The sequence below is a fragment of the Rhodococcus sp. USK13 genome, assembly GCF_018343855.1.
In the GTDB taxonomy this organism is placed as follows: Bacteria; Actinomycetota; Actinomycetes; order Mycobacteriales; family Mycobacteriaceae; genus Rhodococcus_F; species Rhodococcus_F oxybenzonivorans.
Genome location: NZ_CP069242.1, coordinates 3,324,366 through 3,338,255 on the forward strand (window position 1 = coordinate 3,324,366; position 13,890 = coordinate 3,338,255).

The window sequence follows — 13,890 nt, forward strand, 5'->3', positions numbered from 1 at the left end:
ATCTATTGCGGCCTGAAACAGGTGGGGTGAAGAACGTCGTCGAGCGGTTCGAAAGAGCTGTTCGCGGCCCATGCAAGACGGAAGCAGTACCTACTGTGCACTCGATTTCGAGTGCATCCGGTGCGAATTCCCGGCCCGAAAGCTGAAAAGTTGCGGGTCGGAGAATGAGTGGGAGGGCGACACGCCCGACCGCGTGTACCGGAGAACCATGACAGATGAACAGCGGCAGCGGATCGGGTGCGTCCCGGTCGCCTAGCGTTCGGACAGTTGCGGCCCAGGTAAGGACTGTGCAGACGACGAGGTAGTTCGGCCCGACTCGGGTGGTTCTACGAAACGCGGCAAGAAAAGGACACTAAGCGTGGCGGGACAGAAGATCCGCATCAGGCTCAAGGCCTACGACCATGAGGCGATCGACGCGTCAGCGCGCAAGATCGTCGAGACGGTGACCCGTACCGGGGCCCGCGTCGTTGGACCCGTGCCGTTGCCGACCGAAAAGAACGTGTACTGCGTCATCCGCTCGCCGCACAAGTACAAGGACTCGCGCGAGCACTTCGAGATGCGTACTCACAAGCGGCTTATCGACATCCTCGACCCGACGCCCAAGACGGTGGACGCGCTCATGCGCATCGACCTTCCGGCCAGCGTCGACGTCAATATTCAGTGAGCGCGGCGGAGACAAAAACAATGACTGATACCAAGATCAAGGGAATCCTGGGCACGAAGCTCGGCATGACCCAGGTCTTCGACGAGAACAACCGGGTCGTTCCGGTCACCGTCGTGAAGGCCGGGCCCAACGTCGTGACCCAGATTCGTACCGAAGAGCGTGACGGCTACAGCGCCGTGCAGCTCGCGTTCGGCGCCATCGACCCGCGCAAGGTGAACAAGCCGACTTCCGGCCAGTTCGCCAAGGCCGGCGTCACCCCGCGCCGCCACGTTGTGGAGCTCCGCGTTGCCGACACCTCGGAGTACGAGGTCGGCCAGGAACTTACCGCCGAGGTCTTCGAGGACGGCGCCTACGTCGACGTCACCGGAACCAGCAAGGGTAAGGGCTTCGCCGGAACCATGAAGCGCCACGGCTTCGCCGGCCAGGGCGCCTCGCACGGCGCCCAGGCTGTGCACCGTCGCCCCGGTTCCATCGGTGGCTGCGCCACTCCGGGCCGCGTGTTCAAGGGCATGCGCATGTCCGGCCGCATGGGTAGCGACCGCATCACGACGCAGAACCTCTCGGTCCACAAAGTGGACGCCGAGAACGGCCTGCTGCTGATCAAGGGTGCGATCCCCGGCCGCAAGGGTGGCCTCGTGATCGTCAAGAGTGCAGTGAAGGGTGGTGCACGGGCATGACCAGCACCGAGACATCGACGACCAAGCTGACGCTGGACGTCAAGGTCGCCGGCGGCAAGACCAACGGCACCGTCGATCTCCCCGCGGAGATCTTCGACGCGCCTGCCAACATCGCGCTTCTCCACCAGGTTGTCGTCGCTCAGCTCGCAGCTGCGCGTCAGGGCACCCACTCCACCAAGACCCGCGGCGAGGTTCGCGGCGGTGGAAAGAAGCCGTACCGCCAGAAGGGCACCGGCCGCGCTCGTCAGGGCTCGACCCGTGCACCGCAGTTCGCCGGTGGTGGCACCGTCCACGGCCCGCAGCCGCGCGACTACAGCCAGCGGACGCCCAAGAAGATGAAGGCCGCCGCCCTGCGCGGAGCTCTCTCCGACCGGGCGCGCAACGAGCGTATCCACGTGATCACCGAGCTGGTCGCCGGTCAGACTCCCTCGACGAAGGGCGCCAAGACGTTCCTGGGCGAGATCTCGGACCGCAAGAAGGTCCTGCTCGTCGTCGGACGTGAAGACATCGCGGCGTGGAAGAGCGTGCAGAACCTGGACGGTGTGCATCCCATCGCACCCGACCAGCTCAACACGTACGACGTGCTCAACAGCGATGACGTCGTGTTCAGCGTCGAGGCGCTCAACACGTTCATCCACGGGCCCGCCGAGAGCGTCCAGGAAGAGAACAAGGAGGAGGCCAAGTGACGACCATCGCTGACCCCCGCGACATCCTGCTGGCCCCGGTCATCTCCGAGAAGTCCTACGGACTGATCGAGGAAGGCACCTACACCTTCCTGGTGCACCCGGACTCGAACAAGACGCAGATCAAGATTGCCGTCGAGAAGATCTTCGGCGTCACCGTGACAAGCGTCAACACCGCCAACCGTCAGGGCAAGCGCAAGCGGACCCGGTTCGGTTACGGCAAGCGCAAGGACACCAAGCGCGCGCTCGTGACCCTCTCGGCCGACAGCAAGCCCATCGAGATCTTCGGAGGACCGGTCGCGTAAGCGCCGGGACTTGACGAGACATAGAGGACGAGAAGACTCATGGCAATCCGTAAGTACAAGCCGACAACTCCGGGCCGTCGTGGCTCGAGCGTCTCGGACTTCGCCGAGATCACTCGGTCGACCCCCGAGAAGTCGCTGGTTCGCCCGCTCCACGGACGCGGTGGACGTAACGCACACGGTCGTATCACCACCCGGCACAAGGGCGGCGGTCACAAGCGCGCCTACCGGTTGATCGATTTCCGTCGCAACGACAAGGACGGCGTGCCCGCCAAGGTCGCGCACATCGAGTACGACCCCAACCGCACCGCGCGTATCGCCCTGCTGCACTACGCAGATGGCGAGAAGCGCTACATCATCGCCCCCAAGGGCCTGTTCCAGGGTGCGCCGGTCGAATCCGGTGCAGGCGCCGACATCAAGCCCGGCAACAACCTGCCCCTGCGCAACATCCCGACGGGTACCACCATCCACGCCGTCGAACTCCGCCCCGGTGGCGGCGCCAAGATGGCCCGCTCGGCTGGTTCCAGCATCCAGCTGCTCGGTAAGGAAGGCACCTACGCCACGCTGCGTATGCCGTCCGGCGAAATCCGTCGCGTCGACGTTCGCTGCCGCGCCTCGATCGGTGAGGTCGGCAACGCCGAACAGTCGAACATCAACTGGGGCAAGGCCGGCCGTATGCGGTGGAAGGGCAAGCGCCCGACCGTCCGTGGTGTCGTGATGAACCCGGTCGACCACCCGCACGGTGGTGGTGAGGGTAAGACCTCCGGTGGTCGCCACCCGGTCAGCCCGTGGGGCAAGCCCGAAGGCCGCACCCGCAAGAACAAGGCGAGTGACAAGCTCATTGTCCGTCGTCGCCGTACCGGCAAGAACAAGCGCTAGGAGGGAGTGAAGGATGCCACGCAGCCTCAAGAAGGGCCCGTTCGTCGATGACCACCTCCTCGCGAAGGTGGACGTGCAGAACGAAAAGGGAACCAAGCAGGTCATCAAGACCTGGTCCCGTCGTTCCACGATCATCCCGGACTTCATCGGCCACACGTTTGCGGTTCACGACGGCCGCAAGCACGTCCCCGTGTTCGTCTCCGACTCGATGGTCGGACACAAGCTCGGAGAGTTTGCACCGACCCGCACGTTCAAGGGTCACATCAAGGATGATCGGAAGGCGAAGAGGCGATGAGCAACACCGAAACCGCCAACCCGACCGCCAAGGCAGTTGCGCGCCACGTGCGCGTCACGCCGATGAAGGCGCGTCGAGTTGTGGACCTGGTCCGCGGGCGTTCGGTTGAAGACGCCCTCTCCATCCTGAAGTTCGCGCCGCAGGCAGCGAGCGAGCCGGTCGCCAAGGTGATCGCCAGCGCTGCAGCCAACGCCGAGAACAACCTCGACCTCGACCCGAGCACGCTTGTCGTTGCCACGGCGTACGTGGACGAGGGCGCGACCCTCAAGCGGTTCCAGCCGCGTGCACAGGGACGTGCGTTCCGTATCCGTAAGCGGACGAGCCACATCACCGTGATCGTGGAGAGCCTGCCGAAGACCGGAACATCGACCCGTAATCGCCGGAAGGGAAGTGCTCAGTAGTGGGCCAGAAAATCAACCCGCACGGCTTCCGACTCGGCATCACCACCGACTGGAAGTCCCGCTGGTACGCAGACAAGCAGTACGCGGAGTACGTCAAGGAAGACGTCGCCATCCGTAAGCTCCTCGCCACCGGCATGGAGCGCGCGGGCATCGCGAAGGTCGAGATCGAGCGCACCCGTGACCGTGTGCGTGTGGACATCCACACCGCGCGTCCGGGCATCGTCATCGGCCGCCGCGGCGCCGAGGCCGACCGCATCCGTTCCGAGCTCGAGAAGCTGACCGGCAAGCAGGTCCAGCTGAACATCCTCGAGGTCAAGAACGCCGAGGCCGAGGCTCAGCTCGTCGCCCAGGGTGTCGCCGAGCAGCTCTCGAACCGCGTCGCTTTCCGTCGCGCCATGCGTAAGGCCATCCAGTCGGCCATGCGTCAGCCGAACGTCAAGGGCATCCGGGTCCAGTGCTCCGGTCGTCTCGGTGGTGCCGAGATGTCCCGCTCGGAGTTCTACCGCGAAGGTCGCGTCCCGCTGCACACGCTGCGCGCCGACATCGACTACGGCCTCTACGAGGCCAAGACCACCTTCGGCCGCATCGGCGTGAAGGTCTGGATCTACAAGGGCGACATCGTCGGTGGCAAGCGTGAGCTCGCCGCCAACGTGGCTGCTCCCGCCGGCGATCGTCCGCGGCGTGAGCGTCCGAGCCGCCCCCGTCGTTCCGGTGCCACCGGCACCACCGCGACCAGCACCGAGGCCGGTCGCGCAGCGACCGCCACCGCCGATGCACCCGCTACGACTGAACAGAAGGAGGGCTGACGCATGTTGATCCCACGGCGGGTCAAGCACCGCAAGCAGCACCATCCGAGCCGTTCGGGTGCCGCCAAGGGTGGAACCCAGGTGACCTTCGGTGACTACGGCATCCAGGCTCTCGAGCCTGCCTACATCACCAACCGGCAGATCGAGTCCGCTCGTATCGCCATGACCCGGCACATCAAGCGTGGCGGCAAGATCTGGATCAACATCTTCCCGGATCGCCCCCTCACCAAGAAGCCGGCCGAAACCCGCATGGGTTCCGGTAAGGGTTCCCCCGAGTGGTGGATCGCGAACGTCAAGCCTGGTCGCGTGATGTTCGAGATGAGCTACCCCAATGAGGAGATCGCACGCGAGGCCCTGCGTCGCGCGATGCACAAGCTCCCCTGCAAGTGCCGGATCGTGACAAGGGAGGAGCAGTTCTGATGGCTACTGGAACCCCAGCCGCAGAGCTCCGCGAGCTCACCGAAGAAGAGCTGGTCACCCGGCTTCGTGAGTCGAAGGAAGAGCTGTTCAACCTTCGTTTCCAGATGGCCACCGGCCAGATGGACAACAACCGCCGGCTTCGGACCGTCCGTCACGACATCGCGCGTATCTACACCGTTCTGCGTGAGCGTGAGCTCGGGCTGGCCGTTGGTCCGGACGCAGGTGACGCGGCATGAGTGAGGAAAAAGCAGTGAGCACTACAGAGCGCGGAAGCCGCAAGGTCCGCACCGGATACGTCGTCTCCGACAAGATGGAGAAGACGATCGTGGTCGAGCTCGAAGACCGGGTCAAGCACCCGCTCTACGGCAAGATCATCCGCCGGACCAGCAAGGTCAAGGCCCACGACGAGAACGGTGTCGCCGGTGTCGGTGACCTCGTGCAGCTGATGGAAACCCGTCCGCTGTCCGCGACGAAGCACTGGCGCCTCGTCGAGGTCGTCGAGAAGGCCAAGTAAGAACCACAAAATGTGTCCAGTATGATGGTGGGGTTGCCTTGCGACAGATGCACGGCAACCCCACCGTTGTGCCGTCCGTCAGGGCGGCCTCATGCAGGGTACGGGTACGGACCGCGCACGTCGGGTCGGAAATCTGCCGTGCACGACAGAGTGATCGCCAGTTGGTCGCTCCAGTCGAAAACACCAGGTCAAGGAGAAGTAAGTGATTCAGCAGGAGTCGCGGCTGCGCGTCGCCGACAACACGGGTGCCAAGGAGATTCTCTGCATCCGCGTTCTCGGTGGTTCGTCACGCCGCTACGCCGGGATCGGTGACATCATCGTCGCCACCGTCAAGGACGCCATCCCGGGTGGAAACATCAAGAAGGGCGAGGTCGTCAAGGCCGTCATCGTCCGCACCACGAAGGAACGTCGCCGTCCGGACGGGTCGTACATCAAGTTCGACGAGAACGCCGCCGTCCTCATCAAGCCGGACAACGATCCCCGTGGCACCCGCATCTTCGGCCCCGTCGGCCGTGAGCTGCGTGAGAAGAAGTTCATGAAGATCGTCTCGCTCGCCCCGGAGGTGCTGTGATGAAGGTGCACAAGGGTGACACCGTGCTGGTCATCGCCGGCAAGGACAAGGGCGCGAAGGGCAAGGTCATTCAGGCCTACCCCGCGACCAACAAGGTCCTCGTCGAAGGCGTGAACCGCATCAAGAAGCACACCGCGGTTTCCGCGAACGAGCGCGGAGCTTCCTCCGGCGGCATCGTGACGCAGGAAGCCCCGATCCACGTTTCCAACGTCGCGGTCATCGACTCGGACGGCAACCCCACCCGCGTGGGCTACCGGACCGACGAAGAGTCCGGCAAGCGCGTTCGGATTTCCCGGAAGAACGGGAAGGACATCTGACATGACCTCCACTGAGAACAAGATCCAGCCGCGCCTGAAGACTCGCTACCGCGAAGAGATCAAGGCTGCGCTGAACAGCGAATTCGACTACGCCAACGTGATGCAGATCCCGGGCGTCGTCAAGGTCGTCGTCAACATGGGTGTCGGTGACGCCGCCCGCGACGCCAAGCTCATCAACGGTGCCGTCAACGACCTCGCCCTGATCACCGGTCAGAAGCCCGAGATCCGCAAGGCACGTAAGTCCATCGCGCAGTTCAAGCTTCGCGAGGGCATGCCGATCGGTGCCCGCGTCACGCTTCGTGGCGACCGCATGTGGGAATTCCTGGACCGTCTCGTGTCCGTGGCCCTTCCCCGCATCAGGGACTTCCGTGGCCTGTCGGGAACCCAGTTCGACGGCAACGGCAACTACACGTTCGGCCTGAACGAGCAGTCGATGTTCCACGAGATCGACGTGGACAAGATCGACCGCCCGCGCGGCATGGACATCACCGTGGTGACCACCGCGACCAACAACGAAGAAGGCCGTGCCCTGCTCAAGCACCTCGGCTTCCCGTTCAAGGAGAACTGAGCTAATGGCTAAGAAGGCATTGGTCAACAAGGCCAACAAGAAGCCCAAGTTCGCGGTGCGCGCCTACACCCGCTGCCAGCGGTGCGGTCGTCCGCACTCGGTGTTCCGCAAGTTCGGCCTGTGCCGAATCTGCGTCCGCGAGATGGCGCACGCCGGCGAGCTGCCCGGCGTTCACAAGAGCTCCTGGTGATCCGGTGACGTCGTCGCCTCGACGATGACGTCACCCACCACAGACTTCCGGTTCGTAATCTCGGGCCGGGAAACGTAAGACCTACTTCGCGATAGGCCTGCGCCGGACACGGCAGAGGGAACCGTTGTGAGAAAGGTAGAGGTCAACCTCATGACCATGACCGACCCCATCGCAGACTTCTTGACACGTCTGCGCAACGCCAACACGGCGTACCACGATGAGGTGAAGTTGCCCCACTCGAAGATCAAGGCGAACATCGCCGAGATCCTCAAGCGTGAGGGTTACATCGCCGACTACCGCACCGAGGACGCCGAGGTCGGTAAGACCCTCATCGTCGACCTCAAGTACGGCCCGAGCCGTGAGCGCAGCCTTGCCGGCGTGCGTCGTGTCTCGAAGCCCGGTCTGCGTGTGTACGCAAAGTCCACCAACCTGCCCAAGGTTCTGGGCGGCCTCGGCGTGGCGATCATTTCCACGTCCACCGGCCTGCTCACCGATCGCCAGGCGGCCAATCAAGGAGTGGGCGGGGAAGTCCTCGCCTACGTCTGGTAAGGGAGGCCACCACAATGTCGCGTATCGGAAAGATTCCCGTTACCGTCCCCGCCGGTGTCGACGTGTCGATCGACGGCCAGGACGTCACGGTCAAGGGGCCGAAGGGCACCCTCGGCCTCACCATCGCAGAGCCGATCACCATCGAGAAGAACGAGGACGGAACGCTCAGCGTCACCCGTCCGGACGACGAGCGTCGTAGCCGTGCACTGCACGGTCTTTCTCGCACGCTGGTGCAGAACCTGGTCACCGGTGTGACCGACGGTTACACCACCAAAATGGAGATCCACGGCGTCGGTTACCGCGTTGCTCTCAAGGGCAAGGACCTCGAGTTCGCGCTCGGATACAGCCACCCGGTCCCGATCGAGGCTCCGGAAGGCATCACCTTCGCGGTCGAGTCGCCCACCAAGTTCTCCGTGTCGGGCATCGACAAGCAGAAGGTCGGGCAGATCTCGGCCAACATCCGTCGTCTCCGCCGTCCGGACCCGTACAAGGGCAAGGGCGTGCGTTACGAGGGTGAGCAGATCCGCCGCAAGGTCGGAAAGACGGGTAAGTGATATGAGCCAGACTGCAAACCAGAAAGCCAAGCGGATTCCGCTGGGCAAGGATGCGTCCACGAAGCGTCGCCTGTCGAAGGTGCGTCGTCACTTCCGTCTCCGCAAGAAGGTGTCCGGCACGCCCGAGCGTCCCCGCTTGGTCGTCAACCGGTCCTCGCGCCACATCCACGTCCAGCTGGTGGACGACCTCGCGGGCCACACGCTGGCCGCGGCGTCGACCACCGAGGCAGACGTGCGCGCTGCGGACGGCGACAAGAAGACCCTCAGCGCGAAGGTCGGTCAGCTGATCGCCGAGCGCGCGAAGGCTGCCGGAGTCGAGGCTGTGGTCTTCGACCACGGCGGACACGGCTACCACGGTCGCATCGCGGCCCTGGCAGACGCAGCTCGCGAAGGCGGGTTGAAGTTCTGATGACCATCATTTCGAACGGAAGGACAGCCTGATGCCGGGACGTCAGAGGCGTGACGGCGGAAGCGGACCCGCCGGACAGAATGGACCCAACACGGGGGACAACCGCGGCGGCGGCGACCGTCGTGGTGGCGGTCGCGACGATCGTCGCGGCGGACAGTCAGCCGAGAAGTCGAACCACATCGAGCGGGTCGTCACGATCAACCGCGTGTCGAAGGTCGTCAAGGGTGGTCGTCGCTTCAGCTTCACCGCACTGGTGATCGTGGGCGACGGCAACGGACTGGTCGGCGTCGGCTACGGCAAGGCCAAGGAAGTTCCTGCGGCCATCCAGAAGGGTGTCGAGGAGGCTCGTAAGAGCTTCTTCCGCGTTCCGATGATCGGCGGCACCATCACGCACCCCATCCAGGGTGAAGCCGCTGCCGGCATCGTCATGCTGCGTCCCGCGAGCGCCGGTACCGGTGTCATCGCCGGCGGCGCGGTGCGTGCCGTGCTGGAGTGCGCGGGTATCCACGACATCCTGTCGAAGTCGCTCGGTAGCGACAACGCCATCAACGTCGTCCATGCGACCGTTGCTGCGCTCAAGGGTCTGCAGCGTCCCGAGGAAGTTGCCGCTCGTCGCGGTCTCGCCCTCGAGGATGTGGCCCCCGCCGGCATGCTGCGTGCGCGTGCACAGGCTGGGAGCGTGAAGTAATGGCCGAACTCAAGGTCACTCAGATCAAGAGCACCATCGGTACCAAGCAGAACCAGCGGAACTCGCTGCGCACCCTCGGTCTCAAGGGCATCCGGCAGACGGTTGTCCGCGAGGACAATGCGCAGAACCGCGGTCTGATCAACGTGGTGCGCCACCTCGTCACAGTTGAGGAGGTCTAACCATGACCATCAAACTGCATCACCTGCGCCCCGCGCCCGGGTCCAAGTCAGCCAAGATCCGCGTCGGTCGAGGCGAGGGCGGCAAGCGCGGTAAGACTGCGGGTCGCGGCACCAAGGGCACCAAGGCCCGCAAGAACGTGCCCGTCGCCTTCGAGGGTGGACAGATGCCGCTGCATATGCGTCTGCCCAAGCTCAAGGGCTTCACCAACCCGTTCCGCACCGAGTACCAGGTCGTCAACGTCGGCGACATCGCCCGTCTGTTCCCCGAGGGTGGGCAGGTCACGGTCGAGGATCTCGTTGCCAAGGGCGCCGTTCGCAAGAACCAGCTCGTCAAGGTTCTCGGCGACGGCGACCTGACTGTCGCCGTCCAGGTGACGGTCGACAAGTTCACCGGCTCCGCCAAGGAGAAGATCGCTGCTGCCGGTGGTACCGCCACCGAGCTGTGAGCAATCACCGCTAGCCAGTAGATGGCCGCAGTACAGCTTCGCGCTGTACTGCGGCCATTTGCCGCTGTGCACCGGGTCGGCCCCAGGTCTCCCAACTGCACGTTCAGTCGCCACTGTTAGAGTTCTAGAGTTCATTCACGGACAAAGTCCCAGTGACTCGTCCACCCACCGTCGTGCCAGGAGGATCTTTGCTTTCCGCCTTCGTCTCGGCCCTCAGGACCCCGGACCTGAGGCGGAAGATCCTCATCGCGCTCGGCCTCGTCGCGCTCTACCGCGTCGGTGCCGTGCTGCCCTCACCCGGCGTCGACTACGCCAACGTCCGAGCCTGTGTCGACCAGTTGTCGGGCGGCGATTCCGCCGGTATCTATTCGCTGATCAACCTGTTCTCCGGTGGAGCCCTGCTCCAGCTCTCGGTGTTCGCGATCGGCATCATGCCCTACATCACGGCAAGCATCATCGTTCAGCTGTTGACGGTCGTCATCCCGAAGTTCGAGCAGCTTCGGAAGGAAGGCCAGTCCGGCCAGGCGAAGATGACGCAGTACACCCGATATCTGTCGATCGCGCTGGCGATTCTGCAGGCCACCGGCATCGTCGCGCTCGCAGCGCGCGGACAGCTGTTGCAGGGCTGTCAGGAAGAAATAATCGCCGACAAGAGCATCTTCGGGCTCGTCATCATCGTCCTCGTGATGACGGCGGGTGCCGCGCTCGTCATGTGGTTCGGCGAGATCATCACCGAACGCGGTGTCGGTAACGGCTTCTCGCTGCTGATCTTCGCGGGTATCGCATCCCGGCTGCCGTCGGAGGGCAAGGCCATTCTCGACAGTCGCGGCGGGCTGATCTTCGCGATCATCTGTGTCGCCGCTCTGGCCATCATCGCCGGCGTGGTCTTCGTCGAGCAGGGCCAGCGCCGTATCCCCGTCCAGTACGCCAAGCGCATGGTCGGACGCAAGATGTACGGCGGTTCGTCCACCTACCTGCCGCTGAAGGTCAACCAGGCCGGCATCATCCCGGTGATCTTCGCGTCGTCTCTGCTGTATCTGCCGAACCTCATCGCGCAGCTCACCGGGGCGACGTCGGCTGCAGATCCGAGCTGGTGGCAGCGGATCATCAACGAGTATCTGGTGAACCCGAACAATCCGGTATACATCACCATCTACTTCGCGTTGATCGTGTTCTTCGTGTTCTTCTACGTCGCGATCACGTTCAACCCGGAAGAGCGCGCCGACGAGATGAAGAAGTTCGGTGGGTTCATTCCCGGCATCCGCCCGGGACGCCCCACCGCGGACTACCTGAATTACGTGCTCAACCGCATCACGGTCCCGGGGTCCATCTACCTCGGCCTGATCGCAGTGTTGCCCCACTTCTTCCTGTCCGGGAGCCAGACCACCAGCAGCATCTTCGGTGGCGCGGCAGTGCTGATCCTCGTCAGTGTCGCCCTGGACACGGTCAAGCAGATCGAAAGTCAATTGATGCAACGCAACTACGAAGGGTTCCTCAAGTGAGACTTGTCCTCCTTGGTCCTCCCGGTGCAGGCAAGGGCACCCAGGCCGCGATTCTTTCCGAGAAGCTCGGTGTCCCGCACATCTCGACCGGCGACCTGTTCCGGGCGAACATCGGCCAGGAGACACCGCTCGGTCTCGAGGCGAAGAAGTACCTCGACGCCGGAGATCTCGTTCCCAGCGAAATCACCAACAACATGGTGAAGGCTCGCGTCGCGGAGCCGGATGCCGCCAACGGTTTCCTTCTCGACGGTTTCCCGCGTACGGTCGATCAGGCGCAGGCACTCGAGGCGATCCTGGCTGATCTGGACACCAAGCTCGACGGCGTTCTCTCGTTCGTGGCGGACGAGGACATCGTCGTGGAACGGATGCTGGCGCGTGGTCGCGCCGACGACAAGGAAGACGTCATCCGCAACCGGCTCCGGGTGTACCGCGAGGAGACGGCGCCGCTGCTCGACTACTACAAGAACGATCTGCTCACCGTCGACGCACTGGGTGAGGTCGACGAAGTCAACTCGCGCGCACTGGCAGCGTTGGGCAAGTAAATGGGTTTCGGGCGCAAGCGCAAAGTTGTTCCCTTCCGGACTGCCGGTGAGCTCGATGCGATGGCGGCCGCGGGCGCCATCGTCGGTGCAGCGCTGGTGGCGGTGCGTGATGCGGCCAAGCCTGGTGTGAGCACGCTCGAACTCGACGAGGTGGCCGAGTCGGTAATCCGCGACGCAGGTGCGGTGCCGTCGTTCAAGGGGTACCACGGGTTCACCGGATCGATATGTTCGTCCGTCAATGACCGTGTGGTGCACGGGATTCCCTCGGCGCAGGACATCCTCGCCGAGGGAGACCTCGTCTCGATCGACTGCGGTGCAATTCTCGACGGGTGGCATGGTGACTCGGCCTGGACGTTCGGTGTCGGCGAACTCATCGAGGCTGATCAGGATCTGAGCGAAGCCACGCGGTTGTCGATGGACGCGGGAATTGCAGCCATGCTGCCCGGGAACCGTCTCACCGACATCTCCCATGCGATCGAGCTGGGAACCCGCGCGGCGGAAGTAACACACGGCCGGAAGTACGGGATCGTCGACGGCTACGGCGGGCACGGGATCGGCCGGGAAATGCACATGGAACCGTTCCTCGCCAACGAGGGCGCTCCGGGTAAGGGTCCCCAGCTGGTGGTCGGATCCGTGCTGGCGATCGAGCCGATGTTGACGCTCGGCACCACCGACACCGTTGTCCTGGAAGACGACTGGACGGTGGTTACCGCGGACGGTACGCGTGCTGCCCACTGGGAGCACACCGTGGCCGTCACCGAGGATGGTCCGCGGATTCTCACGCTGCGCCCGGAGTGACTGCGCCGCTACACGTCGATCAGCAGCGTGACCGGTCCGTCGTTGACGAGATCGATCTGCATGTGCTCGCCGAACACGCCCGTATCGACCGACGCGCCCAGCTGTCGTAGCGCGTCCGCGAAGGATTCGACCAGCGGCTCCGCCACGGGCCGGGGCGCGGCCGCGGACCATGAGGGACGTCGCCCCCGTCGTGTGTCGGCCATCAGCGTGAACTGACTGGCCACGAGGATCGGGGCATCGAGGTCGGCGGCCGACTGCTCGTCCTCCAGGATTCGCATCGTCCACACCTTCTTTGCCAGGAGCGCTGCTTTCGCCGCGTCATCCGTGTGGGTGACGCCGACCAGGACGAGAAGTCCGTGGCCGGCAGGCGGGGGAGTGATGCGTGCGACCACGACTCCGTCGACCCGGACGGATGCGGCCGAGACTCTCTGCACCAGCGCACGCACGCGCAACACCATCCTTCGCCTCGCCGATTGCATTTGGCCTGGTAAGCAATTTCCCGTAACATGGATCAGCGGTGCGCTATGCGTGCCGGTTGTTTGCGTGCTCAGTACCGGTTTCGATCCGGAATGTTCATGTTTCGGCCGGTGAAGAAGCCATTGGGCGCCACGGTAACGGAAACAGATGCAAGAAGCACGTCAAACAACATGGATCGCGGAGGATATGGCTAAGAAAGACGGGGCCATCGAGGTCGAGGGACGAGTAGTCGAGCCGCTGCCCAATGCGATGTTCCGCATTGAGCTCGAGAACGGCCACAAGGTTCTCGCCCACATCAGCGGAAAGATGCGTCAGCACTACATTCGCATCCTCCCGGAAGATCGCGTAGTCGTGGAGCTCTCGCCCTACGACCTGTCGCGCGGACGCATCGTTTACCGGTACAAGTAAAAAGCTTCCCCGCTCTGACCAGGTCGGGGAGAAGTACGTCCGCCGCGGAAC

General features: G+C 63.9%; 26 protein-coding genes. 25 read left to right on the plus strand and 1 reads right to left on the minus strand.

Translation table 11 applies throughout. The annotated features are described in order from the left end of the window. The first annotated feature begins 358 nt into the window (after positions 1–358). The 24 genes from rpsJ (at position 359) to map (ending at position 12,954) form a co-directional block, all read left to right on the plus strand. Entirely contained in the window at positions 359–664 is a 306-nt protein-coding gene (rpsJ, locus tag JQT59_RS17610) for a 30S ribosomal protein S10 (protein ID WP_003938093.1), read from the plus strand. A 20-nt stretch (positions 665–684) separates the two neighbouring features. Further along, a complete protein-coding gene (gene rplC / locus JQT59_RS17615) occupies positions 685–1,341 on the plus strand; it encodes a 50S ribosomal protein L3 (protein ID WP_009479366.1) in 657 nt (218 codons plus the stop codon). Beyond that, positions 1,338–2,027 (plus strand): 50S ribosomal protein L4, encoded by a 690-nt coding sequence (gene rplD, locus JQT59_RS17620; RefSeq protein WP_213577164.1) that lies wholly within the window; start codon positions 1,338–1,340, stop codon positions 2,025–2,027. Before rplC ends, rplD begins: the two co-directional genes overlap by 4 nt. Continuing rightward, positions 2,024–2,329: a 50S ribosomal protein L23 gene (rplW, locus tag JQT59_RS17625; protein WP_109331599.1), complete on the plus strand. Its 306-nt coding sequence runs from the start codon at positions 2,024–2,026 to the stop codon at positions 2,327–2,329. Before rplD ends, rplW begins: the two co-directional genes overlap by 4 nt. 39 nt (positions 2,330–2,368) lie before the next feature. Beyond that, on the plus strand, positions 2,369–3,205 hold the full coding sequence (rplB, locus tag JQT59_RS17630; RefSeq protein WP_015889918.1) for a 50S ribosomal protein L2: 837 nt from the start codon (positions 2,369–2,371) through the stop codon (positions 3,203–3,205). A 13-nt stretch (positions 3,206–3,218) separates the two neighbouring features. After that, complete coding sequence (rpsS, locus tag JQT59_RS17635; RefSeq protein ID WP_003940820.1) at positions 3,219–3,500, plus strand: 30S ribosomal protein S19; 282 nt, start codon at positions 3,219–3,221, stop codon at positions 3,498–3,500. Beyond that, positions 3,497–3,901: a 50S ribosomal protein L22 gene (rplV, locus tag JQT59_RS17640; protein WP_213577165.1), complete on the plus strand. Its 405-nt coding sequence runs from the start codon at positions 3,497–3,499 to the stop codon at positions 3,899–3,901. Before rpsS ends, rplV begins: the two co-directional genes overlap by 4 nt. Beyond that, positions 3,901–4,707, plus strand: a complete 807-nt coding sequence (gene rpsC, locus JQT59_RS17645) for a 30S ribosomal protein S3 (RefSeq protein WP_005239635.1) — start codon at positions 3,901–3,903, stop codon at positions 4,705–4,707. The genes rplV and rpsC overlap by 1 nt, the downstream gene beginning before the upstream one ends. Positions 4,708–4,710: 3 nt before the next feature. After that, positions 4,711–5,127: a 50S ribosomal protein L16 gene (gene rplP, locus JQT59_RS17650; RefSeq protein WP_005239636.1), complete on the plus strand. Its 417-nt coding sequence runs from the start codon at positions 4,711–4,713 to the stop codon at positions 5,125–5,127. Continuing rightward, positions 5,127–5,363, plus strand: a complete 237-nt coding sequence (gene rpmC, locus JQT59_RS17655; protein ID WP_109331597.1) for a 50S ribosomal protein L29 — start codon at positions 5,127–5,129, stop codon at positions 5,361–5,363. The genes rplP and rpmC overlap by 1 nt, the downstream gene beginning before the upstream one ends. Next, positions 5,360–5,641 (plus strand): 30S ribosomal protein S17, encoded by a 282-nt coding sequence (rpsQ, locus tag JQT59_RS17660; RefSeq protein ID WP_109331594.1) that lies wholly within the window; start codon positions 5,360–5,362, stop codon positions 5,639–5,641. Before rpmC ends, rpsQ begins: the two co-directional genes overlap by 4 nt. A 202-nt stretch (positions 5,642–5,843) precedes the next feature. Further along, positions 5,844–6,212, plus strand: coding sequence for a 50S ribosomal protein L14 (gene rplN, locus JQT59_RS17665; RefSeq protein WP_005239639.1), 369 nt, complete (start codon positions 5,844–5,846; stop codon positions 6,210–6,212). Beyond that, the gene (rplX, locus tag JQT59_RS17670; RefSeq protein ID WP_109331588.1) at positions 6,212–6,529 is read left to right on the plus strand and encodes a 50S ribosomal protein L24; all 318 of its coding nucleotides are present in this window, start codon (positions 6,212–6,214) and stop codon (positions 6,527–6,529) included. The genes rplN and rplX overlap by 1 nt, the downstream gene beginning before the upstream one ends. Position 6,530: 1 nt before the next feature. After that, on the plus strand, positions 6,531–7,097 hold the full coding sequence (gene rplE / locus JQT59_RS17675; RefSeq protein ID WP_109331587.1) for a 50S ribosomal protein L5: 567 nt from the start codon (positions 6,531–6,533) through the stop codon (positions 7,095–7,097). A 4-nt stretch (positions 7,098–7,101) separates the two neighbouring features. After that, on the plus strand, positions 7,102–7,287 hold the full coding sequence (locus JQT59_RS17680; RefSeq protein ID WP_005239644.1) for a type Z 30S ribosomal protein S14: 186 nt from the start codon (positions 7,102–7,104) through the stop codon (positions 7,285–7,287). 150 nt (positions 7,288–7,437) lie between these two features. Beyond that, positions 7,438–7,836, plus strand: a complete 399-nt coding sequence (gene rpsH / locus JQT59_RS17685) for a 30S ribosomal protein S8 (protein ID WP_005239657.1) — start codon at positions 7,438–7,440, stop codon at positions 7,834–7,836. Positions 7,837–7,850: 14 nt separating this feature from the next. Then, positions 7,851–8,390, plus strand: coding sequence for a 50S ribosomal protein L6 (rplF, locus tag JQT59_RS17690; RefSeq protein WP_109331583.1), 540 nt, complete (start codon positions 7,851–7,853; stop codon positions 8,388–8,390). A gap of 1 nt (position 8,391) precedes the next feature. Next, positions 8,392–8,799, plus strand: coding sequence for a 50S ribosomal protein L18 (gene rplR, locus JQT59_RS17695; RefSeq protein WP_213577166.1), 408 nt, complete (start codon positions 8,392–8,394; stop codon positions 8,797–8,799). Between the two features lie 31 nt (positions 8,800–8,830). After that, on the plus strand, positions 8,831–9,487 hold the full coding sequence (rpsE, locus tag JQT59_RS17700; protein WP_213577167.1) for a 30S ribosomal protein S5: 657 nt from the start codon (positions 8,831–8,833) through the stop codon (positions 9,485–9,487). Further along, positions 9,487–9,666: a 50S ribosomal protein L30 gene (gene rpmD, locus JQT59_RS17705; protein ID WP_005253859.1), complete on the plus strand. Its 180-nt coding sequence runs from the start codon at positions 9,487–9,489 to the stop codon at positions 9,664–9,666. Before rpsE ends, rpmD begins: the two co-directional genes overlap by 1 nt. A 2-nt stretch (positions 9,667–9,668) precedes the next feature. Beyond that, the gene (gene rplO / locus JQT59_RS17710; RefSeq protein WP_109331575.1) at positions 9,669–10,112 is read left to right on the plus strand and encodes a 50S ribosomal protein L15; all 444 of its coding nucleotides are present in this window, start codon (positions 9,669–9,671) and stop codon (positions 10,110–10,112) included. A gap of 188 nt (positions 10,113–10,300) precedes the next feature. Beyond that, positions 10,301–11,614 carry a preprotein translocase subunit SecY gene (gene secY, locus JQT59_RS17715; RefSeq protein ID WP_213577168.1) on the plus strand — a complete coding sequence of 438 codons (1,314 nt, stop codon included), beginning with the start codon at positions 10,301–10,303 and terminating at the stop codon, positions 11,612–11,614. Beyond that, a complete protein-coding gene (locus JQT59_RS17720) occupies positions 11,611–12,156 on the plus strand; it encodes an adenylate kinase (RefSeq protein WP_109331573.1) in 546 nt (181 codons plus the stop codon). The genes secY and JQT59_RS17720 overlap by 4 nt, the downstream gene beginning before the upstream one ends. Next, the gene (gene map / locus JQT59_RS17725) at positions 12,157–12,954 is read left to right on the plus strand and encodes a type I methionyl aminopeptidase (RefSeq protein WP_213577169.1); all 798 of its coding nucleotides are present in this window, start codon (positions 12,157–12,159) and stop codon (positions 12,952–12,954) included. 8 nt (positions 12,955–12,962) lie between these two features. Here map and dtd read toward each other — a convergent pair whose 3' ends face one another. Beyond that, the gene (gene dtd / locus JQT59_RS17730) at positions 12,963–13,400 is read right to left on the minus strand and encodes a D-aminoacyl-tRNA deacylase (protein ID WP_213577170.1); all 438 of its coding nucleotides are present in this window, start codon (positions 13,398–13,400) and stop codon (positions 12,963–12,965) included. A gap of 217 nt (positions 13,401–13,617) precedes the next feature. On the opposite strand from dtd, the gene infA reads away from it, so the two are divergent. After that, entirely contained in the window at positions 13,618–13,839 is a 222-nt protein-coding gene (gene infA / locus JQT59_RS17735) for a translation initiation factor IF-1 (protein ID WP_003418601.1), read from the plus strand. Positions 13,840–13,890 lie beyond the last annotated feature (51 nt).